General features: G+C 62.4%; 24 protein-coding genes and 1 tRNA gene. 21 read left to right on the forward strand and 4 right to left on the reverse strand.

Translation table 11 applies throughout. From position 1 onward, the window contains the following. Positions 1-11: 11 nt before the first annotated feature. The 4 genes from hutH to ada form a co-directional block, all read right to left on the reverse strand. Positions 12-1,553 (reverse strand): histidine ammonia-lyase, encoded by a 1,542-nt coding sequence (gene hutH, locus RCH14_RS11105; protein ID WP_343026178.1) that lies wholly within the window; start codon positions 1,551-1,553, stop codon positions 12-14. Positions 1,554-1,557: 4 nt separating this feature from the next. After that, on the reverse strand, positions 1,558-3,267 hold the full coding sequence (gene hutU, locus RCH14_RS11110; RefSeq protein WP_343026179.1) for a urocanate hydratase: 1,710 nt from the start codon (positions 3,265-3,267) through the stop codon (positions 1,558-1,560). A gap of 181 nt (positions 3,268-3,448) precedes the next feature. Next, the gene (locus tag RCH14_RS11115) at positions 3,449-5,116 is read right to left on the reverse strand and encodes an amidohydrolase (protein ID WP_343026180.1); all 1,668 of its coding nucleotides are present in this window, start codon (positions 5,114-5,116) and stop codon (positions 3,449-3,451) included. Positions 5,117-5,213: 97 nt separating this feature from the next. Continuing rightward, a complete protein-coding gene (ada, locus tag RCH14_RS11120; protein WP_343026181.1) occupies positions 5,214-6,359 on the reverse strand; it encodes a bifunctional DNA-binding transcriptional regulator/O6-methylguanine-DNA methyltransferase Ada in 1,146 nt (381 codons plus the stop codon). A 131-nt stretch (positions 6,360-6,490) separates the two neighbouring features. Here ada and hutC point away from each other — a divergent pair, with 131 nt between their 5' ends. The 21 genes from hutC (at position 6,491) to RCH14_RS11225 (ending at position 23,764) form a co-directional block, all read left to right on the forward strand. Next, on the forward strand, positions 6,491-7,231 hold the full coding sequence (gene hutC / locus RCH14_RS11125) for a histidine utilization repressor (RefSeq protein ID WP_343026182.1): 741 nt from the start codon (positions 6,491-6,493) through the stop codon (positions 7,229-7,231). Between the two features lie 79 nt (positions 7,232-7,310). Next, positions 7,311-7,721, forward strand: coding sequence for a response regulator (locus tag RCH14_RS11130; protein ID WP_343026183.1), 411 nt, complete (start codon positions 7,311-7,313; stop codon positions 7,719-7,721). A gap of 234 nt (positions 7,722-7,955) precedes the next feature. Then, complete coding sequence (gene trxA, locus RCH14_RS11135) at positions 7,956-8,282, forward strand: thioredoxin TrxA (protein WP_343026184.1); 327 nt, start codon at positions 7,956-7,958, stop codon at positions 8,280-8,282. Between the two features lie 148 nt (positions 8,283-8,430). Continuing rightward, a complete protein-coding gene (gene rho, locus RCH14_RS11140) occupies positions 8,431-9,693 on the forward strand; it encodes a transcription termination factor Rho (RefSeq protein ID WP_183556196.1) in 1,263 nt (420 codons plus the stop codon). A 188-nt stretch (positions 9,694-9,881) separates the two neighbouring features. Then, entirely contained in the window at positions 9,882-10,151 is a 270-nt protein-coding gene (locus RCH14_RS11145; protein ID WP_343026185.1) for a type B 50S ribosomal protein L31, read from the forward strand. A 140-nt stretch (positions 10,152-10,291) separates the two neighbouring features. After that, positions 10,292-12,010, forward strand: a complete 1,719-nt coding sequence (locus RCH14_RS11150) for a glycosyltransferase (protein ID WP_343026186.1) — start codon at positions 10,292-10,294, stop codon at positions 12,008-12,010. A gap of 266 nt (positions 12,011-12,276) precedes the next feature. Further along, complete coding sequence (locus RCH14_RS11155; RefSeq protein ID WP_343026187.1) at positions 12,277-12,744, forward strand: hypothetical protein; 468 nt, start codon at positions 12,277-12,279, stop codon at positions 12,742-12,744. 110 nt (positions 12,745-12,854) lie between these two features. Continuing rightward, positions 12,855-12,939: transfer RNA gene (locus RCH14_RS11160), tRNA-Leu, on the forward strand. A gap of 164 nt (positions 12,940-13,103) precedes the next feature. Continuing rightward, a complete protein-coding gene (locus RCH14_RS11165; RefSeq protein WP_343026188.1) occupies positions 13,104-14,312 on the forward strand; it encodes a phage integrase central domain-containing protein in 1,209 nt (402 codons plus the stop codon). Beyond that, positions 14,302-15,024: a hypothetical protein gene (locus RCH14_RS11170; protein WP_343026189.1), complete on the forward strand. Its 723-nt coding sequence runs from the start codon at positions 14,302-14,304 to the stop codon at positions 15,022-15,024. The genes RCH14_RS11165 and RCH14_RS11170 overlap by 11 nt, the downstream gene beginning before the upstream one ends. Before the next feature lie 153 nt (positions 15,025-15,177). Continuing rightward, complete coding sequence (locus RCH14_RS11175) at positions 15,178-15,381, forward strand: AlpA family phage regulatory protein (protein WP_343026190.1); 204 nt, start codon at positions 15,178-15,180, stop codon at positions 15,379-15,381. A gap of 581 nt (positions 15,382-15,962) precedes the next feature. Further along, positions 15,963-16,163, forward strand: coding sequence for a hypothetical protein (locus RCH14_RS11180; protein ID WP_343026191.1), 201 nt, complete (start codon positions 15,963-15,965; stop codon positions 16,161-16,163). After that, positions 16,160-16,381: a hypothetical protein gene (locus tag RCH14_RS11185; RefSeq protein WP_343026192.1), complete on the forward strand. Its 222-nt coding sequence runs from the start codon at positions 16,160-16,162 to the stop codon at positions 16,379-16,381. The genes RCH14_RS11180 and RCH14_RS11185 overlap by 4 nt, the downstream gene beginning before the upstream one ends. Then, positions 16,378-16,710, forward strand: a complete 333-nt coding sequence (locus RCH14_RS11190) for a hypothetical protein (protein WP_343026193.1) — start codon at positions 16,378-16,380, stop codon at positions 16,708-16,710. Before RCH14_RS11185 ends, RCH14_RS11190 begins: the two co-directional genes overlap by 4 nt. Beyond that, positions 16,707-19,160, forward strand: coding sequence for a DUF3987 domain-containing protein (locus RCH14_RS11195; RefSeq protein ID WP_343026194.1), 2,454 nt, complete (start codon positions 16,707-16,709; stop codon positions 19,158-19,160). Before RCH14_RS11190 ends, RCH14_RS11195 begins: the two co-directional genes overlap by 4 nt. Next, a complete protein-coding gene (locus RCH14_RS11200; protein WP_343026195.1) occupies positions 19,157-19,711 on the forward strand; it encodes a hypothetical protein in 555 nt (184 codons plus the stop codon). Before RCH14_RS11195 ends, RCH14_RS11200 begins: the two co-directional genes overlap by 4 nt. Next, complete coding sequence (locus RCH14_RS11205; RefSeq protein ID WP_343026196.1) at positions 19,708-19,917, forward strand: hypothetical protein; 210 nt, start codon at positions 19,708-19,710, stop codon at positions 19,915-19,917. Before RCH14_RS11200 ends, RCH14_RS11205 begins: the two co-directional genes overlap by 4 nt. Positions 19,918-20,007: 90 nt before the next feature. After that, complete coding sequence (locus RCH14_RS11210; protein WP_343026197.1) at positions 20,008-21,255, forward strand: phage major capsid protein; 1,248 nt, start codon at positions 20,008-20,010, stop codon at positions 21,253-21,255. 1,232 nt (positions 21,256-22,487) lie between these two features. Continuing rightward, on the forward strand, positions 22,488-22,805 hold the full coding sequence (locus RCH14_RS11215) for a hypothetical protein (protein WP_343026198.1): 318 nt from the start codon (positions 22,488-22,490) through the stop codon (positions 22,803-22,805). A 7-nt stretch (positions 22,806-22,812) separates the two neighbouring features. After that, on the forward strand, positions 22,813-23,196 hold the full coding sequence (locus RCH14_RS11220; RefSeq protein WP_343026199.1) for a CHAP domain-containing protein: 384 nt from the start codon (positions 22,813-22,815) through the stop codon (positions 23,194-23,196). Beyond that, a complete protein-coding gene (locus RCH14_RS11225) occupies positions 23,177-23,764 on the forward strand; it encodes a hypothetical protein (RefSeq protein ID WP_343026200.1) in 588 nt (195 codons plus the stop codon). Before RCH14_RS11220 ends, RCH14_RS11225 begins: the two co-directional genes overlap by 20 nt. Positions 23,765-23,839 lie beyond the last annotated feature (75 nt).

Raw genomic sequence — 23,839 nt, forward strand, 5'->3', positions numbered from 1 at the left:
CCCTGGTTGATTTACGGATGCAGCGTCGTAAACAGCGCCTTGCACGACGCCGATACTGCCCCCTGCCACACCATCGTGCGCGCCGCCTCGATGTCCGGCGCAAAGAAGCGGTCGGCATCGTACGGCGCGACCTGCGCGCGCAGCTGCGCGTGGACGGATTCCAGCGTCTGCGAAGTGCGCAGCGGACGGTGGAACTCGATGCCCTGGCAAGCGGCCAGCAATTCGATGCCCACGATCACGCAGGTATTGTGCGCCATCTGGTGAAGACGGCGCGCCGCGAAGGTGGCCATGCTGACATGATCTTCCTGGTTGGCCGACGTCGGCAGGCTGTCGACGCTGGCGGGATGGGCCAGCGATTTATTTTCGGACGCCAGCGCCGCCGCCGTCACGTGGGCGATCATGAAACCGGAATTCAGGCCCGGCTCCCGCACGAGGAACGCCGGCAGGCCGGACAGGTTGGCGTCAATCAGCAGCGCGATACGGCGTTCGGCCAGTGCGCCGATTTCGGCGATGGCCAGCGCCAGCGAGTCGGCGGCAAACGCCACCGGCTCGGCATGGAAGTTGCCGCCAGAAAGAATGACGCCGGCATCACCATCCGTGAACAGCAAGGGGTTGTCGGTGACGGCATTCGCCTCGATCAGCAGCGTGCGGCCGGCATTGCCGATCAGGTCCATCACCGCGCCCATTACCTGCGGCTGGCAACGCAGGCTGTACGGATCCTGCACGCGTTCGTCGCCGACCAGGTGCGAGGCGCGGATCGCGCTGCCGGCCACCAGCTCGCGGTAGATGGCGGCCGCCGCGATCTGGCCCGGCTGCCCGCGCACCGCGTGGATGCGGGCGTCGAACGGTGCGTCGCTGCCGCGCGCGGCGTCGACCGACAGCGCGCCGGTGACCATCGCCGCTTCGAGCAGGCGCTCGGCCAGGAATAAACCGTGCAGCGCCAGCGCGGTCGAGACCTGCGTACCGTTGATCAGCGCCAGGCCCTCTTTCGCGCCCAGCACGACCGGTGCGATGCCGGCCGCCGCCAGCGCATCGCCGGCATCGACCAGCACGCCGTTGTGGCGTACCTGGCCCACGCCCAGCATGGCCAGCGTCATGTGCGCCAGCGGCGCCAGGTCGCCGGATGCCCCGACCGATCCCTGCGCCGGAATGGCCGGCATGATGTTGGCGTTGTACAGCGCAATGAGCGTCTCGACGATCAGTGGCCGCACGCCCGAGTAGCCGCGCGCCAGGCTGCCGATCTTGGTCAGCAGGATCAGGCGAACAATCTGGTCGTCGATCAGCGGCCCCGTACCCACCGCATGCGACAGGATCAGGTTGCGCTGCAGCGTGGCCAGCTGCTCGACCGGGATATGGGCCTTGGCCAGGATGCCAAAGCCCGTGTTGATGCCGTAGGCCGGCTCGCCTTTGGCGACGATGGCAGCGACGGCCGCGCTGGAAGCGGCAATGTCGCCCCAGGCATCAAGGGCCAGGGTCAATGGCGTGTGCGCGCTCCAGGCGGCGCGCAGGTCACCCAGGGCCAGTTGGCCGGGTTGCAGAATGAAGTCGTTCATGGGTTTATTTGATCATCGGAAGATTGAGGCCATTGCGCCGGGCGCAGTCGATGGCGGTGTCGTAGCCGGCGTCGGCGTGGCGCATGACGCCCGAGCCGCAGTCGTTGACCAGCACGCGCGCCAGACGTTTTGCGGCGGCGTCGGTGCCGTCGGCCACGATGACGACGCCCGAGTGCTGCGAATAGCCCATGCCCACGCCGCCGCCATGGTGCAGCGAGACCCAGGTGGCGCCGCCGGCCGTGTTGAGCAGCGCATTGAGCAGCGGCCAGTCGGACACCGCATCGGTCCCGTCGCGCATCGCTTCGGTTTCGCGATTGGGGCTGGCGACCGAGCCGGTGTCGAGGTGGTCGCGCCCGATGACGATCGGCGCCTTCAGTTCGCCCGTGCGCACCATCTCGTTGAACGCGAGGCCCGCCAGGTGGCGTTCGCCCAGGCCCAGCCAGCAGATGCGCGCCGGCAGGCCCTGGAACGCGATACGGTCGCGCGCCATGTCGAGCCAGCGGTGCACGCGCGCGTCGTGCGGGAACAATTCCTTGATCTTGGCGTCGGTCTTGTAGATGTCTTCGGGGTCGCCCGACAGCGCCACCCAGCGAAACGGCCCGCGCCCTTCGCAGAACTGCGGCCGGATGTACGCCGGCACAAAACCAGGAAAGTCAAACGCATCCTGCACGCCTTCGTCCTTGGCCACCTGGCGGATATTGTTGCCATAGTCGACCGCGTGGCAGCCCATCGCCTTGAAATCGAGGATGGCGCGCACGTGCTGCGCGCACGACGCCGCCGCGTCGCGCGTCAGGCGCGCGTGCTGGCCCGGGTCGCGCTGCGCGGCCTGCCATTCGGCCACGCTCCAGCCGCTTGGCAGGTAGCCGTTGATCAGGTCATGGGCCGAGGTCTGGTCGGTCACCAGGTCGGGCTTGATGCCGCCGGCTCTGGCGCGGCGCACCAGTTCCGGCAGCACGTCGGCGGCGTTGCCGAGCAGGCCAATGGAGACGGCTTCGCGCTGCGCCGTGTGCTGCGCAACCAGGGCCAGCGCCTCGTCGATATCGCGCGCCTGCTTGTCCAGGTAGCGCGTGCGCAGCCGAAAATCGATGCTGCTTTGCTGGCATTCGACGGTGAGCGAGACGGCGCCGGCAAAGCTCGCGGCCAGCGGCTGCGCGCCGCCCATGCCGCCCAGGCCCGCTGTCAGGATCCAGCGCCCGAGCATGTCGCCGCCAAAATGCTGGCGCCCTGCTTCGGCAAAGGTTTCGTAAGTGCCCTGCACGATGCCCTGCGTGCCGATATAAATCCAGCTGCCGGCCGTCATCTGGCCGTACATGAACAGGCCGCGCCGATCGAGTTCGTTGAAATGCGCCCAGTCGGCCCACTTGGGTACCAGGTTGGAATTTGCCAGCAGCACGCGCGGGGCGTCCGCGTGGGTCTGGAACACGCCCACCGGTTTGCCGGACTGGATCAGGAGGGTCTGGTCGTCATCGAGCTCGCGCAAGCTGGCCAGGATCTGGTCGTAGCAGGCCCAGTTGCGGGCCGCGCGCCCGATGCCGCCGTAGACAACGAGATGCTGCGGGTTTTCCGCGACCTCGGCGTCGAGGTTATTCTGGATCATGCGGTAGGCCGCTTCGGTCAGCCAGCTCTTGCAACTGAGCGTCGTGCCGCGCGGCGCCTGGATCACGCGTGAGGGGTCGAAGCGGGGATCGTCGATGAGACAGGCATCTTGAGACATGGCGGCTCCTTCGGGTCAGGGATGGGGCTCCGCGTGCTTGCCGGATGATTTGGCTGCCAACCATCACCGCGTGGACGGAAATCCGTCCACCCTACCGAATGGGTTGGCGCCAACCGTCCCCGCGTGAACGCAGAATCCGTCCACGGTACCTCATTCAGGTTGTCTATACAACCCTATCGAATCACTTTTTGAAGACCTGCTTGCCTGCCACCCAGGTTTCGAGAACGCCCGTCTTGTGGATGTCGTACGTCGGCATCTTGAACAAGTCCTGGTCGACCACGATGAAGTCGGCCTGCTTGCCTGTTTCGAGCGACCCGAGGCTGTCTTCGCGGTGCCCGGCATAGGCGGCGTCGAGCGTGAAGCAGCGGAACGCTTCCTTCAGCGACATCGCCTGGTTCGGGTACCACCCGGCCACCGGCTGGCCCTGCGCATCCTGGCGCGTGACGGCGGCGTGCAGGCCGAAGAACGGATTGGCCGCTTCGACCGGGAAGTCCGAGCCGCAGGCGATGCGCGAACCCTGGTGCAGGAACGTGCGCCAGGCATACGCGCCCTTGATGCGCTCCGGGCCGACGCGGGTCTCGGCCATGTTTTTATCGGACGTCGCGTGGGTTGGCTGCATCGACGGGATGATGCCGATCGACTTGAAGCGCGGGATGTCGCGCGGCTGCACGACCTGCGCGTGCTCGATGCGGTGACGCTGCGCGCTGCTCCTGGTTGCGGAGACTTCTTTCTGATAGATGTCGAGGATCTGCTTGTTGCCGGCGTCGCCAATGGCATGCACGTTGACCTGATAACCGCGGCGCATGGCCTTCGTCATCAGGGTGTCCATCTGCCCGCTCTTGAAAAACAGCAGGCCGTGCGAATGCGCGTCATCGCTGTACGGCTTGATCAGCGCCGCGCCGCGGCTGCCCAGCGCGCCGTCCGAATACAGCTTCACGGCGCGCAGCGCGTACATGCCGTTGCCGTAGTCGTTCAGCGGGCCGTTCTTGGCCAGCACATCGAAATCCTTGCCGGCGCCGCCGATCATGCCGTACACGCGCGTCGTCAGCTTGCCCGCATCGGCGTAGGCACGGTACAGGCGGTCCTGGGTCACGTCCACGCCCGCATCGTGCACGCTGGTCAAGCCCACGCGCGCCAGTTCGCTCAGGGCGCGATCGAGCATCGTGCGCGATTCGGCCTCGGTCTGCGGCGGCAGCACCTTGGTCAGCAAATCCTGCGCGGTATCGACCAGGACGCCGGTCGCTTCGCCATTTGCGTCGCGCACGATCTTGCCACCGACCGGATCGGGCGTGGCTTTCGTGATGCCGGCCAGCGCCAGTGCGCGGCTGTTGGCCCAGCCGGCGTGGCCGTCGACGCGTTCGAGCCACACCGGCCGGTCGCTCACGACGGCGTCGAGTTCGGCGGCGGTGGGAAAGCGCCCCAGCTTCCAGTTTTCCTGGTTCCAGCCGCGCCCGCGCAGCCACGGGTGCCCGGGATTGGCGCCCGCGTACTCGCCGATCGACTTGAGCGCGCCGGCCAGCGAAGTGCTGTTGAACAGGTCGAGCTGCGTCAGTTGCTGGCCCAGGCCGAACACGTGGCCGTGGGCGTCGATCAGGCCGGGCAGCAGCGTGCGTCCACCCATGTCGATCCGTTTGGCCTGCGGCGCCTTGGCCGCGACATCCGCGCTGGCGCCCACGGCGATGATGCGGCCCGCGTCGTCAAAGGCGATCGCGGTGAACTGCACCAGGTCGCCCTTGGTAGTGAGGGTATAGCCGTTGGCGTTGTCGATCAGGGTCGCGGCGTGGGCTGGCAGGCTGCCGGCAACGGCCAGGACGATCAGGGAACACAGGGGGGTCAAGCGTGCGCGCATGCGTGGTTTTCTCCGTCGGTTGGGATCCCGCGCCTCGTGGGCGCAGCTCGGGAGAGTGTATCGAAATTTGCATGCCCGGCATAGCACCGGCGCCCGTTCAACCCGGGTTGGATGCTGCCGGCTTCTGCTCCTGCTGCTGCTCGCGTTCGAGCAGCGTGCGCTTGCGCTCGATCCCCCACCGATAACCGGACAGCGCGCCGCCAGTGCGCACCACGCGGTGGCAGGGAATCGCCACCGCCACCGGATTGGCGGCGCAGGCCCCGGCCACGGCGCGCGCGCCGCCGGCCACGCCGACGATCGCGGCCAGTTCGGCATAGCTGACCGTGCGACCGGCAGGGATGCTGCGCAGCGCCTGCCACACGCGCTGCTGGAATGCGGTGCCGCGCACGTCCAGTGGCAAGTCCAGTCCGATGCGCGGCGCCTCGACCAGGCCGATCACCTGCGCCACTGTCTGCCCAAACGCAGCGTCGGCGCCTTCCAGCGCAGCCTGCGGAAAGCGCGCCTGCAGATCGTCCAGCAACGGGGCCGGCGCGTCGCCGATCAGGATCGCGCAAATCCCGCGCGCGGTCGCCGCCACCAGGATCGCCCCCAGCGAGCACTGTCCGATGGCGAAGCGGATTGTCTCACCGGGCCCGCCGGCCCGGTAGTGCGCCGGCGCCATGCCCAGCACCGCATGCGCCCCTGCATAGAAGCGCGTACTCGAGCCGTAGCCGGCGTCGAACAGCGCATCGAGTACCGGCGCGCCCTGCGCCAGTTCGCGCCGTACGCGCTCGGCGCGCCGCGCCGCCGCATACGCTTTCGGCGTGATCCCCGTCTGCGCCTTGAACACGCGGTGAAAGTGAAAGCGGCTCATGCCGGCGGCCTGCGCCAGGCTGTCGAGGTCCGGCGCTTCGTCGGCGGCATCGATCAGGCGACACACCCTCGCAACGGCTTCGCGCTGGCGCTCGGCGAGCGGCGGCAGGTGCGGCGCGCAGCGCAGGCAGGGCCGAAAACCGGCAGCTTCGGCGGCATCGGGGCCCGCATGGAACGCCACATTGGCGCGCAGGGCCGCACGCGAAGGGCACGAGGGCCGACAATACACGCCGGTGGTGCGCACCGAATACACGAAGCGGCCATCAAAGGCCGGATCGCGCCCCTGCACGGCGGCCCAGCGCAGATCGGCGCTGTCGGCGCCGGCGCCGGCATCGGCTTCGGCATCGGCATCGGCATCGGCGATTGCAGCGGCAGGTGCGGTAGCGGTCATGGTCTTCTCCAGAGGTCAGGCGGCAAACCTATCGTAGCGCCATGGCCGGGGCCATGCACGCCGGGTCTTGCTTTCGAATCCGAATGCTAGAATCTTGGCTGGTCAGACAGGCCGTCACTTCGGAGAACCGCTTGGACCCAAGGACCACACACGATCCCCTGCAAGACAGCCCCCCGGACAAAGCACCCATTTTCCGGCAAATCAAGGATTATCTGGTCGGCGAAATCGCGGCCGGGCGCTGGAAAGAAGGCGACCTGGTGCCATCCGAGCAGGCATTGGTGCGCCTGTTCGGCGTCTCGCGCATGACGGTCAACCGCGCCGTGCGCGAACTCACCGCCGAGCACGTACTCGTGCGACGCCAGGGCTCGGGCACGTATGTCGCGCCCCAGAAGTACCAGGCCACGCTGGTCGAGATCCGCAATATCGCCGACGAGATCCGCGAACGCGGCAAGCAGCATACCAGCCGCGTGCTGGTGCTCGAGGCCGGCGTTGCTGACGAGCTGCTGGCCGCCGAATTTGCTCTCGAAGCCGGCAGCACGCTGTATCGCTCGCTGATCGTCCACTTCGAGAACGATGTGCCGATCCAGCTCGAAGACCGCTGGGTCAATCCGGGCTGCGCCCCGGCCTACCTGGAACAGGATTTTTCCAGCATCACGCCCAATGAACACCTGATGGTAAGTGCGCCGCTGCAGGGCGCCACTTACGCCATCGAGGCCCTGCCGGCATCGGGCGAAACGGCGCTGCGCCTGGGCATCGCGCCGGGCGCGCCATGTCTGGTACTGCACCGGCGCACGACGTCGGCCGGCCGAATTGCCTCGGTGGCCACCTTGTGGCATCCAGGCCATCTGGCCCGCTTCACGGGCAGCGTTTGAAAATAATCATGCAAACAGACAATAAACCATGTCACACTGTGGCCATCTGGCGGAATAGCCATCCCCTTCCCCATCAAGTATGACCACGCCATCGCAAGCCGCCAACGCGTCAGCCACCCAAGCGCTCCTGCACGTGCTCGTGCTCGACGACGATCCGCTGCTGCTCGAAGTGATGCGAGAAATGCTGGTCGCATGCGGGCCCAGTACGGTCGTGCTCGAAACGGAGGCGCGCACTGCGCTGCAGCGCCTCGACCAAGCCATGCCCGATGTGCTGATCTGCGACCTGATGCTCCCTGAAATGGACGGCATCGAATTCCTGCAAGCCGCAGCAGCGCAAGGGTATCAGGGCAAGGTGATCCTGATTTCAGCGCTGGAAGACGGCGTGCGCGAAGCGGCTGGCGAGCTGGCGCGCGCGCTGGGGCTGCAGGTGGTCGGTTCATTTCGCAAGCCGCTTGAACAAAACCAGTTGCGCGCAGCACTGACCTGTTGAATTTTTGTACAAGCGGCTAAACACTTTTCAAAAAAATGCGGTATTATTCGCCTCATTCCCCGCCTGACACCCTCTAGCCGTTCTTCCAATATTGAATTTCGCACACAGTGCCTCCACCATTGTGTAGTAACAATATTAAGCAACACAGGAAGATACCCCGGTAGCCGGTCGAGACGTTCCGCATGTCCTGTCTCAAGGCGTTAATCACAGTTATTACCTCTTATTGAGGAAACCATGAGCGAAAACATCAAACACATCAGCGATGCATCCTTTGAATCCGACGTGCTCAAATCCGAGCTGCCGGTGCTGGTCGATTTCTGGGCCGAGTGGTGCGGTCCTTGCAAGATGATTGCCCCAATCCTCGAAGAAGTCGCCAAGGAATACGGCGGCAAGATCACGATCGCCAAGATGGACGTCGACGCCAACCAGGCTGTTCCAGCCAAGTTCGGCATCCGCGGCATCCCGACCCTGATCCTGTTCAAGAATGGCGAAGTCGCTGCGCAAAAAGTCGGCGCACTGGCAAAAGGTCAATTGACCGCCTTCATCGACGGCAACATCTGATTCACCTGATACAATAATCGGCGACGACGCGCCCGCGTCATCGCCTCCCGGCCGGGAGGGCCCACGGCTCATTGCCACCTTCCCGCCTTGATTAACCCACGCAGTTCCCTCCCCTACCTTTTTTACCCGTCACGGGTCACCCAAACACATGCATTTATCTGAACTGAAGGCGATGCACGTTTCCGCGCTGCTGGAAATGGCAATCGGCCTCGATATCGACAACGCAGCCCGCCTGCGCAAACAGGAATTGATGTTTGCAATCCTGAAGAAGCGCGCAAAAGGCGGTGAACAGATCTTCGGCGACGGCGCTCTCGAAGTGCTGCCGGACGGTTTCGGTTTTCTGCGCTCGCCTGATGCGAGCTATATGGCCTCGACCGACGACATTTATATTTCGCCGTCGCAGATCCGTCGTTTCAACTTGCATACGGGTGACTCGATCGAAGGCGAAGTGCGTACGCCAAAAGACGGCGAACGTTATTTCGCACTGGTCAAGGTCGACAAGGTCAATGGCGAATCGCCTGAGGCCTCGAAGCACCGCATCCTGTTCGAGAACCTGACGCCGCTGCACCCGAACGAGCCGCTGCGCCTCGAGCGCGACATGAACGGTGCCGAAAACATCACCGGCCGCATCGTCGACCTGATTTCGCCGATCGGCAAGGGCCAGCGCGGCCTGCTGGTGGCGTCGCCGAAGTCCGGCAAATCAGTCATGCTGCAGCACATCGCGCATGCCATCACGGCGAATCACCCCGACGTCACGCTGATCGTCCTGCTGATCGACGAACGTCCGGAAGAAGTGACCGAGATGCAGCGTTCGGTGCGCGGCGAAGTCGTCGCCTCGACCTTCGACGAACCAGCGACCCGCCACGTGCAGGTTGCCGAGATGGTGCTCGAAAAAGCCAAGCGCCTGGTCGAAATGAAAAAGGACGTCGTGATCCTGCTGGACTCGATCACCCGCCTGGCGCGCGCCTACAACACCGTGATTCCTGCCTCGGGCAAGGTCCTGACCGGTGGTGTTGACGCCAACGCGCTGCAGCGTCCGAAGCGCTTCTTCGGCGCGGCCCGTAATATCGAAGAAGGCGGCTCGCTGACCATCATCGCGACCGCGCTGATCGAAACCGGTTCGCGCATGGATGACGTGATCTTTGAAGAATTCAAGGGTACCGGCAATATGGAAGTGCACCTCGAGCGCCGTCTGGCCGAAAAGCGCGTCTACCCGTCGATCAACCTGAACAAATCGGGTACCCGTCGCGAAGAGCTCTTGATCAAGCCGGACCAGCTGCAGAAAATCTGGATCCTGCGCAAGCTGCTCTACTCGATGGACGAGATCGAAGCGATGGAATTCATCCTCGACAAGATGCGCGCAACGAAGAACAACGTGGAGTTCTTCGACATGATGCGCCGCGGCGGCTAAGCCACCGCAACGCATCACGCGCAAAGGCAGACTTCGGGCTGCCTTTTTTGTTGGGCATTGCCGGAAGGTGAAAACCAATTTATAATCGCCGGTTCTGCCCAACCCTGGCAAGTGAGCGGCAATCGGGTCAAGAAGCGAGACGACCGACGAAGTGCTGTTTGGCTACCTACTCAATAGAAAGCAAGACCATGAAAACTGAAATTCACCCAGAATACCGCGACGTCGTGTTCCATGACGTGTCGTGCGACTTCAAGTTCATCACGCGCTCGACCATCAACACGCGCGACAAGATCGAACACGAAGGCAAAGAATACCCACTGGTCAAGATCGAGGTGTCGGCCGAGTCGCACCCGTTCTTCACCGGCAAGCACAAGATCGTCGACACCGCTGGTCGCGTCGAGAAATTCCGCCAGAAGTTCGGCGCAGTTGGTTCGAAGACCTCGGTCGCCAACGGCTAATTGCCCATGTAATACCGTCAAAGCCCTAACCGGCTTTGGCCAGACAGCCGGCTTTGCCGGCTTCAAAAAAGAAGCCGCTTACCCGGCTTCTTTTTTTTCGCGGCTATACTACGCGCTCATTTCTGCCATCAGACTTATCGATGAAACCAGTCCGTCTTCCCGCCGCCGCCACCCTGGCACTGCCCCGCTGGGCCCTGCTTGCGCTGGGCCTGCTCTACATCCTGCCAGGCCTGATCGGCCGCGACCTGTGGAAGGAAGACGCCGCCAGCTTCGGCATCATGTGGACGATGGCGCATGGCACGCTGGCCGACTGGCTATATCCGAACATCGCAGGCCTTGCCAGTGTCGACGAAGGCCCGCTCGCGTTCTGGCTCGGCGCCGTGTGCATCAAGCTGTTCGGCTGGCTGCTGGGCGACGTGCTCGCCGCCCGTATCTCGACCGTCGGCATCTTCGTGCTGGGCACGATGTCGCTCTGGTACACCGCCTTCCACCTGGGCCGGCGCGCCGAAGCGCAACCGCTGCGCCTGGCCTTCGGCGGCCAGCCCGAGCCGGACGACTACGGCCGCACGCTGGGCGATACCGCCGTCCTGATCTATCTCGGCAGCCTTGGCCTGCTGCTGCAAAGCCACCTGACGCTCGCAGCGACCCTCCAGGGCGCGCTGCTGGCCTTCTTCCTGTACCGCGCCGTGCGCTACGTCGAACTCGCCAGCACGCGCAATGCGGTGCTGGTGGGCATCGCCCTTGGCGCGCTGACGCTCACGCAAGGCTTCCTGCCACCGCTGGTGCTGCTCGTGGCACTGTTCGCCTGCAGCCGCTACCTCGAGCTGCCCACCCCACGCGCGCTGCGCGACCTGGCCGTTGCCGCTGGTGTCGGCTTCGGCCTCACGCTGATCTGGATCGTACCCGCCACGGTATTGCAACCCTATGGCCTGTCGCCCGTCGCCGACTGGCTCGACTGGAACGCGCACCAGATCGGGTTGCCCGGCTGGCCAGCGCTGAAAGCCTTCTTCCGGATCGGCATCTGGTTCTTCTGGCCAGCCTGGCCGTTCGCCCTGTGGGCGATCTGGGCCTGGCGCCGTCAGCAGATGCTGCACATCGTGCTGCCCGTGTTCTTCTTCCTGGCGCTGGTGCTGCAACTGCTGGCCGACCCGTCGCCGGAAAACAGCGACTTTCTGAAAATGCTGCCGCCGCTGGCCCTGATGGCCGCCTTCGGCCTGCCGACGATGAAGCGCGGCGCGATCAACGCCATCGACTGGTTCTCGGTGATGGTGCTGACGATGCTGAGCGCGATCATCTGGCTGTTCTGGATCGCCAAGCTGACCGGCTGGCCGGCGCAGCTGGCCAAGAACGCGCTCAAGCTGGTGCCGGGCTTCACGCCCGAAATCGGCGTGGTCACCTTCATCGTCGCGGCCGGCGCCAGCGTCGGCTGGATCATGCTGGTGCACTGGCGCCTGTCGCGCCAGCCGGCGGTGCTGTGGCGCGCCGTGGTGCTGTCCTCGGGCGGCCTGATCCTGCTGTGGGTGCTCTTGATGACGCTGTTCCTGCCCGACCTGAACTACGGCAAGAGCTACGCCGGCGTGGCCCAGCAGATCGCCGCCCGCCTGCCGGCGGACGCGAACTGCATCGCCACCAACGTCGGCGCGGCCCAACGCGCCTCGCTGGCCTTCTACGGCCGCCTGCCGTTCGTCACGCTTGCCGGCGGCAAGTGCGACTACGTGCTGCTGCAGGACAGCCTGCGCAACCGCCGCGACGCCACCCTGCTACCTAAATGGAACGTGCGCGACGCAACCCCGCTGTGGGAAGGCCGGCGCGCATCGGACCGCGACGAACGCTTCCGGCTATTCCGCCAGAAACCCTGAGTACTTCCCCGATAAGCCGCACTTCTGTGCGGCTTATTCGTTCCGGGTAAATGAACTGGCCAAAAACCACCTGTGCGCGGCCAGTGTTGTCTTTATGAGAAGCTGGCTTCAACGAATGCGTGTTTGCGCGCAGTCAAACGTCAGCCACTAAGCGCTCGTCACAATGATCAGGTCAATGACGATTCAACTAATAGTCGGCTGGATATTGCACCAGTTTTCTTGATCGGCGCGAACACGGACGAATGCCGGCAGCCAGGGAGAGCACCATGAACAGCGTGACATTTTCTGAAATCGAGCGCATCAGGAAACGCCTTGATTTCCTGCAGCGCATCGACACCTGGCGCCAGTCGCTGCCATGGGCGCTCACGCTGCTGGCCGGGCTGCCCCTGCTGGTACTGGCGCTCCACCTGATCGATCCCGCTATCCCGATGCCCTTTCTGGTGGTGCCCGCCGTCGTGGGCGGCCTGCTCCCCATCTGCATGCTGGCCCCGGGCCGCTTCGAAATGCGCAGCCGTGTCGATGTCTGTCAGATGATCGACAGGGTCGATGAAGCGCTTGGAGCACTTGGCTACCGCCGCACCACCGCCGACAGCACCAACATCCGCTATTTCCGCCCGCGCCCCTGGCTGCGCGGGCAGGAAGGCGCGATCGATGTCGCGGTGCGCGAGCATGTGCTGGAGATCGTCGGGCCGATGGGGAGCTTGCGGTTGTTGCAGCATCGGATGACGTGTTAGCCAGCGTGGCACTTGCCGCTGGCGTGTCCATCTGGCAGCGCGCACAGCGAATTTCGCGGCGCACTGGCCAGCTGAGCAATCGATGTGCTAAGATGCCCGCCTGCGATTGGGCCTCTGTGGCGGAATTGGTAGACGCACTTGACTCAAAATCAAGCGCCGTAAGGCGTGCCGGTTCGATTCCGGCCGGAGGCACCATTACCCTGTCGCAACATGTATCACTGAATGCCAAAACCCGCGTTTCTCATAGAGAGCGCGGGTTTTTTGTTGTGCTATGCTGTCTCATCAAAAGTTATCCCAGGGCAGAAAATTGATGGTAGTTCTGTGGGGATTTCAAAAAAGACCATCACGCAACTACCATCATGGCCCTCACAGATACCTTCGTTCGCCAGGTAAAGCATTCTGGCAGCGCAGCCGGCGACAAGCACACGGACGGCCTGGCGCTGTACCTATTCGTCAACCGGGTAGGCAAGTACTGGCGCATGAACTACCGGATCCACGGCAAGCAGAAGACCCTGGCGCTTGGCGTCTACCCCACCGTCAGTCTGGCAAAGGCGCGCAAGCTGCGGGACGCAGCACGCGAGCAAATCAGTGACGGCATCGATCCGATGGAAGCCAAACGCGAAGGCCGCGCCGCCAAGAAGCTCGCCGCATTGAATGACTTCGAGAGCGTTGCCCGTGCTTACCTGGCGAAAGTGGCATCCGACCGGGCCGAGAGTACGCTCGAAAAGAACACGTCCTGGCTCGAGCGGAACGTATTCCCTATCCTCGGCGCCAGGCCGATTACGGCTATCGGGCCACGTGACGTCCTTGTGATGCTGCAGAAGATCGAGGCCCGGGGTGCGATCGAGTCGGCGCACAAGATCAAGCAGCTATGTGGCCAGGTATTCCGATTCGCCGTGGCTAGCGGCCTGGCCGAGCGTGACGTCACGGCAGACCTGCGCGGCGCTCTGTCGGCCGTGCCCAAGGCTCACTATGCGGCGATCACCGATCCGGCCGAGGTAGCGCCGCTCCTGCGCGCGCTCCACGCCTACAGCGGCCATCCGTACGCCCAGGCGGCGCTCAAGCTGTCGCCGCTCCTCTTCGTTCGACCTGGCGAGCTGCGCGCCGCGGAGTGGGTCGAAATCGACCTGGACGCCGGCGAGTGGCGCATACCTGGCGCCAAGATGAAGATGGGTGTCGACCACGTGGTACCGCTGGCCCGCCAGGCCGTCGAGATCCTGCGCGCCGTGTATCCGATGTCCGGCCAAGGCAAGTACGTGTTCCCCAGCATCCGCACTGGCGATCGATGCATGAGCGAAAACACGGTGAACGCCAGCCTGCGCTCAATGGGCTACGACAAGGACATGATCACCGGCCACGGCTTCCGTGCCACGGCCCGCACGATCCTGGATGAAGTGCTGGGCGAGCGCGTCGACCTGATCGAGCACCAGCTGGCGCACGCGGTGCGCGACACCAACGGCCGCGCCTACAACCGGACCGCCCACCTGCCCGCGCGCCGCGAAATGATGCAGCGTTGGGCCGATTACTTAGATAACCTGCGAACAGAAAAGGTGAACCATGCCGAATAAGGGATTTTTCTCGGCGCTGAATGCAAGCCAAAAGAATCTTTTTATCAGCGCCAAGGAGGCATTGATAAAACTTTCAGAAGATTCGGGGGATTCATTCTCCGATATTGCTCGTACATTAAAAAGAATATCCAAAAACACTCCCGATGTTTATTGGGATGCAAAGGAAGAGGAACTGGATGACGAAGAATCTGCCTTCGATCTTTTAATATTGTTAGAGGCCATTATCCAGACTAATAAATTAGAAGTCGTAAAAACCAACGTCGGGGAAATTGATCCTGCACTGGTAGGCTGGATGAGAGAGGAACTATTTCACCTGTTCAAATATCAGTTGCCAGACTACGCACTACCTGAATCCCTTCAAGAGCGTAGCGAAATTGAGTACACGGACTACCCCAATATAACCCACCAAAAATCTGCGACCCGCCCGGCTTACCTCGACCCATCCAACCCGAGATATTCGGCAAAATTGGCTGCGGCGGTTCTGGCTTGGGAGGCAATGGAAGATGGATCTCTCCACAGGGGAAAAATGCCTCAAGCGGCTATGAAAGCATGGTTAGAGCACAATTACGTGGCGCTCAATCTGGCGCATAAACGTGGCAGCAAAGCCCATGGCCACAATGCCGGCGACATGAATAAAACCGCTATCGAAGAGGTGGCAAAGATATGCAATTGGAAAGTGGACGGTGGCCCCCCACCCACCCCCGACGCCTAACTCATCCACCCCTCCATTTAAAACTCACCCCCCGTTGTTCGAAATGCGGCCGGGTGAGTTTTCTAAGCCCACCCACCTGTTCTGCCTTATTAATTTCGACAATGATTCATCCCGTGCCGCAGCAGATTGCGGAGTATCTTTTAGGGGTGCATCGTGTCACAACAAGTTATTCGAATTGCCGAACTGGCGACCACCAAGGGAAAGCCCGGCAAGCTGCCAGTGAGCCCAGCAACCATCTGGCGCTGGGTTCGTGAGAACAAGTTCCCGAAGCCATTCAAGCTGGGCGAGTCCGTAACGGTCTGGGACGCCTCCGAGGTCGATGCGTTCCTGGCCAAGCGCGCAGGCGGTGCAGCATGATGTGCACTGCGTACGAATTTCGTCCGAAGGGTTGCGTTTCAAACTCGACCCTTCGCGGCGGGTCAGCCGGCCGGAAGCAGCACCGCTCGATTTTTAAGGATGTGCCTAACGGGGTACCTACAGAAACTACGAAAACCCTTTCCGTAGTTTTCGTAGGCTCCATGGCAGGTTCGGCCAGAAATGTCGATTCCCGCGCAAACGACCCTTCATTTTCCCCGATATGGTCAGGCGACCACCCTACAAAACCTACAAAAACCCTTTTCGTAGTTTCTGTAGGCACCCCGCCTGACCAAATACAAAAAAATTCTGTTGACGGCACAACGTCCCCCGCCTATGCTAAAAGCGTTCCCGAAAAAGAGGGAACCTGGTTTGGCGACCGGACATTACCCAAAGCGCACAGACCGCGCAAGGCGGTTTTTTTACGTGTGTTGACCTCGTTCGCCCATTCAATGGGCGGCAGTAGTAGGGATACCTTCGGGTATGCCGGTGGCTTTGGGTGCCGGTTCGCCAACCTTACTATTTGCCGCCCCCCCCGTTTGGCGACGGAAGGCGGTGTAAACGCCACCCGAAGAGGTATCACCATGCCAAGCACCATCACGCCCGTAATTTCCCACATCGAACACATCCGCCGCCTCGCCGGCATCGCTGACACCATTGGCGCCATGCTCGGCGTCTATGCAATCCTCCCGCCTGCTGGCCAAGATGACGCAATCGCCGTCTCTGCCAGCCTGGCCGACGACCTGGCGCTGGCGCTGGCCGCCCTGAACGGCGGTGCAGCATGAACGCCGCTATCGAAACCATCGTGACGACGCCTTACGCCCAGCTGCGCATTGCAGCCGTGGACGTAGGCGACCATGCGCTGATGCGCGCGCGCCAGCTGGCCAACCTCTTGGTGCTGATCCAGCCGAAGGACGGCCCCGACGACACCCTGTGGCTCGCCCAGCAGATGGCCGATGAAGTTGTGGCCACTGTCGCCGGCATGATGGGGGTGAAAGCATGAGCGCCCGCATCCCAACAACACCAGCATCGCACAAGCCCTACTCCTTCCTGCGCGAAGAGCTCAGGGGTGACAGCGCGGCGCAGTTCGTCGCCCTGACGATGGACGTTGCTCGGGGCCTGCAGGTCTGCATCGAGATGACCAGCGCCAGCAACCTGACGCGCGAGATGAACGAAGACTGCAACGCCGGTGACGAAGAATCGCCCACGCTTGACTCGGTGGACACCGATTACCTGACTCGCTTCGCTGCTGCTACGGCGTGCTTGCTCGCTAACCACGCTTCCGACCGCCTCGATTGGCTGAATAAATACGGCGTCAAGGAGCGCAAATGATGACCAATATCGAAGCTCAGTTCGGTGCTGCGATGGCCGCCTATGACCTGGCGCCGCCCGAGATCGTTGCTGATGGCGAGCGCCACCGCTTTGACGCTGCTGACGAGAAGGGAAAGAAGTCGGCTTGGTACATCCTGTACGCGGACGGCGTGCCGGCCGGCGCGTTCGGCAACTGGAAAACCGACCTGTCAGAAAAGTGGTGCGGCAAGTCCGACCAGGTGCTGACGCCGGCCGAGCGCGCCGAGTATCAGGCCAAGATAGCCAAGGCTCGCCAAATTGCCGAGTTCACGCGCCTGCAGCTTGAGCAGGAAGCAGCGGCGGTGTGCGTGCAGGTTCTGGCCAATGCACGCGATGCCACGGACGACAACCCGTATTGCGTGCGCAAGCAGATCAAGCCGTACGGCCTGAAAGAGTTCAAGGACAAGCGCACCCTGATTGTCCCGATCCGTGACGCCGCCGGCACGGTCACGAGCCTGCAGTTTATCTATGAGGACGGCACCAAGCGCCTCAAGTCACATGGCAGGGTCAAGGGCTGCTATTACAGCTTCGGCGAGCGCACCGATACGCTGCTGGTCTGCGAAGGCTTCGCCACTGGCGCCAGCCTGCACGCTGCTACCGGCTATCCCGTGGCGGTGGCCTTCAATGCCGGGAACCTGGAGCCAGTCACCCGGGCGCTGCGCGACAAACTGCCCGGCGTCCGCATAATCGTGTGCGCCGATGACGATCGCTACAGCGCCAGCGGCAACAAGGGCATGGCCTGCGCGAAAGCTGCTGCGCAGGCGGTGGGCGGCTGGCTGGCGGTACCGGATTTCCATGCTGACGACCGCGACTCGACCGACTTCAACGACATGCTCGCCAGTTCAGGGAAACAGGCAGTTGCAGAGGCGGTCAGCGCGGCCGTCCAGCTCACCGGAAAAATCCGCTCAGCTACGAGCGTGACGGCCGAACGATCGATGATCCACTCGGATACCTGGCCAGAGCCAACGCCGCTGCCGGACACCCTGCCGCCCGTGATGCCCTTCGATGCCGAACTGTTGCCGCTGGCGCTGCGTGGCTGGGTAATGGACATCGCGCACCGGATGCAGTGCCCGCCTGACTTCGCAGCGGTGGGCGCCGTGGTGGCGCTATCCAGCCTGATTGGCGCGCGCGCCGTGGTGCGGCCGAAGGAGCGTGACGACTGGCAGGTAGTGCCGAACCTGTGGGGCCTGATCGTCGGCCGGCCTGGCGTGATGAAGAGTCCCGCGCTCAGTGAGGCCTTGAAGCCGTTGAACCGGCTCCAGGTGGACGAGTTCGACCGGTGGCAGGCCGCACACGATGCCTGGACGATCGATCAACGCGTGGCCGAGATGCAGGGCGCCGACAACGAGAAGAAGGCAAAGGCGCTGGCCAGCAAGAACCCGGACGCTGCGCGCGCGCTGCTGCAGCCGGTCGAGGTCGAGGGAGAGCCGGCGCCGCGGCGCTTCATCGTCAACGATGCAACCGTGGAGAAACTGGGCGAGCTGCTGCGCGTGAACACGTGGGGCACGCTGTCCTATCGGGATGAGCTGTACGGGCTGCTCACTGGCATGGACCGCCAGGGCCAGGAGGGATCGAGGGCGTTCTACCTGCAAAGCTATGACGGCAACCAGGGCTACACGTTCGACCGAATCGGGCGCGGCACGATCCATATCCCGCGAGTGTGCCTGTCGATGATCGGCGGGATTCAGCCTGGCCGCGTTCAAGAGTATGTGCGCGGCGCGGTATCGGGCGGCAGCGCCGACGATGGTCTGCTGCAACGCTTCGGCCTGACGGTATGGCCTGACACGCACGGCGAATTCCGGCACGTCGACCAATGGCCCGACACGCCGGCCAAGCAGGCCGCATGGGACGTGTTCAATCGCCTGTCCACGCTCGAGTCTGCCAGCGACACCGACCCGGCCGTATGGCGGTTCACGCCGGCAGCGCAGGAGATTTTCGTGGAGTGGCGGATTCCCTTCGAACAGGAGCTCAAGACTGGCGAGCTGCACCCGGCGATGGAATCGCACCTGGCCAAGTACCGCAAGCTGGTGCCGGCGCTGGCGCTGGTGTTCGCCCTGGTCGACACGCCGGACAGCGGTGGCCTGATTGATGTGCAAGAGCTGCTGCGCGCGCTGGCCTGGAGTGAGTACCTGCGCAGCCATGCGGGCCGGCTGTACTCGGCGGCGATGGTTCCGGAAATCGGTGGCGCTGTCGTGCTGCTCAAGCGCATCCGGGCCGGCGCACTCGGCAACGAGTTCACGCCACGCCAGGTAGCGCAGAAAGGATGGTCCGGACTGAACAGCCCCGACGCGGTGCGCAAAGCAGCGGACACGCTGTGCGAATACGACTGGTTGCGCCAAGACGTTCAAACGTCGACCGATGCACACGGGCGTGGCAGGCCAAGCGCGCGCTACGTGGTCAACCCAGCGGCACTGCCAGGGGGCGAGCCATGAGCTGGCTGGCCCGCCTGAAGGACGCGGATTCCTCAGAAATTAGCGACCCTACAAAAACTACAGAACCTACGAAAAGGGTTTTTGTAGGTTTTGTAGGTACCCCGCCTGAGCGTATCCGGTTTTCGATGCCTGAAAAAGCAGCGCCGGATAGCGACCCTACGAAAACGACGGAGGGGGTTTCTGTAGTTTCTGTAGGTACCCCGCCTGACCATATCCAGAATTTCGATGCAGTCGATATCTACACCGCCCGGCTGGCGCTGTTCACCGATCGCGACTTGAACCTGGTCACTGCAACGGCACTGGCTGATCGCCTGGCGCTACGGGACTGTCAGCGTGACGATCGGCGCGTGTGCCTGGAGTGCGCGCACCTCTCGGGCGCAACGGCATCACGGCGCTGCTCGCAGTGGCGCCAGGCGGGGCTAGGTAGTCAAGAGGTACCGCGAGAACTGCCAATCCTCCTGCAGCGCTGCAAGGGCTTCGGGGCCACACATCACACGAATCCGGTCAGCATCACCAGGCCGGCAACAAGAATTGAAGGAGTTACCCCATGACAGCCATCATCAGCCAATACATGCGGCGCCAAGTGGTCGCATACGAACTCGGGATCAGCCGCCACACGCTGGCGCGCATGGTCAAAGCGGATTCCTCGTTCCCTCGGTTCTTTGAAATCACGCCAGGTATCGCGGTCATTGCGCGCGCTGACTTCGACCATTGGCTACGTGCTAAGCGCCTTGCGTCCATAGCTGCACCGTACTGAACCGACTGGCTCCGTCCTGCGGCCCATAGCAACTTGTGGCGCAGTACGGATTGCGCGATTCTGCTAAGACACTTTCTTAGAGGGAATACCATGAAGTCGTTACAAGACCTGCGCATCGAACTCGACCAGATTCAAACGAACTGCAACAAAATGCTCGAGGCCACCCCGGCCGCCAGCTGGAGTCAAAAGAATCAAATCGAATTCGATAAAGAGGTCGCGCGCGGAGACGCGATCAAAGCCGAGCTCCAGACAATCCAGAAAGGCATGCAAAATCTGATCGAGCCCACCAGTAACCACGCTGGCGGCGACGTCAAAGTCCTTCGCAACAGCAAGGACATCCGCGCCCACTACAGCGCCATGAACAACGGCGCGCAGTATGGCGCCATGAACAGCGGCCGGCCTGGCGATGAGATCCGCATCGATGACTTCGTGCGGGGAGTGGCCGGGATGAAGTCCAACGCGGCCGTGCAAGCCGCCCTGTCCAGCGGCACCGATACCGCTGGCGGCTTCCTGCTGCCGAGTGTGGTCATGCCGGGCATCCTGGAAGCCCTGGTCCCGGCATCCTCCCTGCTGTCTGCTGGCGCTGGCATCGTGCCGCTGGACGGCGGCGCCAAGAGCTTCACCACCGCCGCCATCGACACGATCCCGAACGCGCAATGGCGCTTGGAGTCGGGCGCAGTGGCCATGTCGGACGCCACCTTCCGCGCCGTGGTAGCGCAGCCCAAGAGCCTGGCGTTCATCTTCAAGGTCAGCCGCGAGCTGTTGGCCGATGCGTCGAACATGGCCGAGGCGCTCAACATCGCTATCGCCCAGGCCTTCGCCAAGGAGCTGGACCGCGTGGGCCTGCGCGGGTCTGGCATCGCGCCCGAGCCGCTCGGCATCGTCAATACCCCAGGCATCCAGAAGGTTGCCAACGGCACCAACGGCACCGCCCTGAACGGCTATGCCAACCTGCTGGCAGCAACGCAAGCCATCCTGCAGGCAGACGCATCGCAACCGGCTGCCGCCATCATGTCACCTCGCTCCCTGGTGCGCCTCGCCGGCCTGACCGACAACCTCGGCCATCCGATCGAGAAGCCATCGATGCTGGAGAGCTGGAACATGATCGCCACCAGCCAGGTGCCAAACAACCTGACCGTGGGCACGGCGACGGACTGCAGCGAAATCTACGTGGGCGACTTCTCCAAGGTCCTGTTCATGATGCGCGAACAGGTCAGCATCCAGCCAGCGAAGGAGCTGTTCGCTGGCACCGGTGAAGTCGGCTTCATCTGCCACGTGCGCGCCGATATCGCTGTGATGTACCCGAAGGCGCTCGCGGTAGTGACCGGCGTGCGCTGATTGCAGGCGTGCCACAAAAGTGACACAGGGCGCCAAAGCGCGCCCGTCAATGCAGGCACTACGGTTGATTAACGGTCATCAGCAATAGCAAAGTTTCAGGGCGTTACTCGGTGAGTGGCCCAGCAGCATCAAACCCCGAGAGCGTGCAGCGGCTGTCTTTCCCGCGTGGCACGCACCCCTACCTTCCCGCCCTACCCAGAGCAACGACCACCACTGAGCGGCGCCAAGGCACCATACAAGCCGCCAGGCGCGGCAAGCCGGCTCACCTGATCGGCTAGGCACCTAGGCTGAAACAAGGACAGTTACCCCCGAAGCAATGACGGGGGGCGTCAAAACTTAAACACCCTCTCCGACCGACACCACGTTCCCTCCCACGCGCAGAAAAAATCCCCCTTTTGGGCTTTGTTAATCAAATCAGCAAATGGCCTGATGAGGCCCGGCGACTACCCGATCTTCATAGGGGAAACGAACTGAAAAGCGCGAAAAATAGGCATGTTAAAACGTGTTAAAACCGTGTTAAAAATCAGCAAATCATTTGAATTTAGTCGACAGGCGCCAGCGCGGGGGTAGCGCCTCGCAATCACCTAAAATTCTAGGCGATCGCCGCAGAGCAGCAAACCTACAAGCCTTGCAGGTGACGCTAGCCCCTGGCGCTCAGCAGCAAAATACGTTGCTGGTATTTTTGCTGGTATTTTCCCAGGCATAGAGCGATCTTCATAGGACGGTTCGATTCCGGCCGGAGCACCACCTACTCGCATCACGCATTCGTATTACGCTAAAAACCCGCAATCTTCTCAGGAAGTGCGGGTTTTTTGCTATCTGGGCTCCGCATCATCAAGCGCCGTCAGCCAAGCGCGCCCCACCGGCAATCGAATCGCATGGCACTGTGGGGTCATGGTCTTCTGCGACACACACTGCGGGTCACACACTGTGGGGCAGGTCTGATATTTTGACACCAACTCTGATGTAGTCAAACTCGCTCGTTTTTTCAAGGGCGCAGCTAAGGAGGTAGCAGCTTTTCCAACTGCATCACTTGGCATTGGCGCCGGGGCAAAACGAAAATCTGGAGGCTGGACTTGACTCGTTCATAGCTGAGGCTGTGTCCGAATGTCAGACCTGAGACTAGCTACCTAGCTACACGAGCTACATGTGAGATTTCCTTGAGGCAATCCAAAAACGAGCTCGCATATAGGCGCAAGAATGGCTTTCTCAATACATGCGTAGGAGAAGCCATGGCGACCGACCTTTATCTACGAACCAATGGAATCAAAAGGAAACCGGAAAACAGCGTTTACGTTTCAAAGACGAAGTTCGAGTTCACACGTACTGACGGTGACGATAAAGAGCCCAAACATGTCGAGCCCGGGCTCAAAAACCTGTTGGTCAGCCAAGCAATTCCCTGCATTGAATCTGCCTCGCGCCTGCCTGAGAACCCCTTCTCTTTGACGTTCGCGAAGGTGAAATGGAAATACAGCAAGCAAAAGATCGGAGGCGGCGCCGGTGGTCAGACGCTGTGTGGCTGGGATCTCTCGCAGAACAAGATCGGGTAGCGTCATCATGCCAGTCGATATTGAACGCTACACTCACCACCTCAGGACAAAAGCCAGACCGCGAAGCATCGCCCGTTGCGCGATGTATGTGCGGGAGGCCCTCGAAGCGGGCGGCGCCCATGCCAGGGGCACGCACCCAATCGATGCCAAGAACTGGGGCCCAACACTGCTGAGGCTGGGATTTCACAGGCTGAACGTGGCGAATTCCGATACATTTATTCCGATGAAAGGAGACATCGTTGTCATTCAACCTTACCCCAAAGGGAACGTGTCAGGGCACATCGCGGCATTCGACGGCCGGATCTGGATATCCGACTTCAAGCAGCGTGATTTTTGGGGCGGAGCGGAATACCGTAAACAAAGGCCACCACATGTCTTCTACCGTCCGTAAGCTTCTCACCCCGTTTTTGCTCGTTATGGTGTGCGCATCGGCTCTGGGCGCGCCGCCGCCCCGCATGCTTCAAGAGCCGCTGTTGGGCTTGCAATATGATCGCGAGCGGGTAAAGTTCGAGCCGCTCCCCACCAAGCTGGCGTCTGGATGCCATGCGCTGAACGATAGCGAAGAGATTTCCGGCGTGTGGTTTATCTTCGCCAAAGCGAGCGACGCTTCCGGGCGGACGTACTATCTGCTCAACGGTTACGATGTCGACAGCAAACCGGTAAGCGCTGACCAGCAGTACACGGCCGGAGGCTCCGGTTTCATTCTTGGCGTGAATGGGGACAAGTGCGAAGTTCTGGACGGCGACGCCCGGCAACTCTTCTCAGCGAGAGTGTTCGACGACGAGTTCCCGTTCGACATGATGCAGCGTCTTGCTGCGGACTTCGCTGCCCGGCTCGCGAAGGCTTACGGTGGCGCAGACGCGCTCCGGCGAGAGCTGGTCAAACAACGCATTCGTGTCGAGGCCCAGCCCGAAGAAGTTCGGCATGCTCTCAAAGAGATCCGCGCAGCGACGCGGTGATTTTCCGGAAGCAATCGGCACCTCCTTCCACTCGATCCGGTTCGAGCTCCATCGCGCTGCAGTCACTCGCTCGTC

It is taken from the genome of Massilia sp. MP_M2 (genome assembly GCF_039123635.1).
GTDB lineage: Bacteria > Pseudomonadota > Gammaproteobacteria > Burkholderiales > Burkholderiaceae_D > Telluria.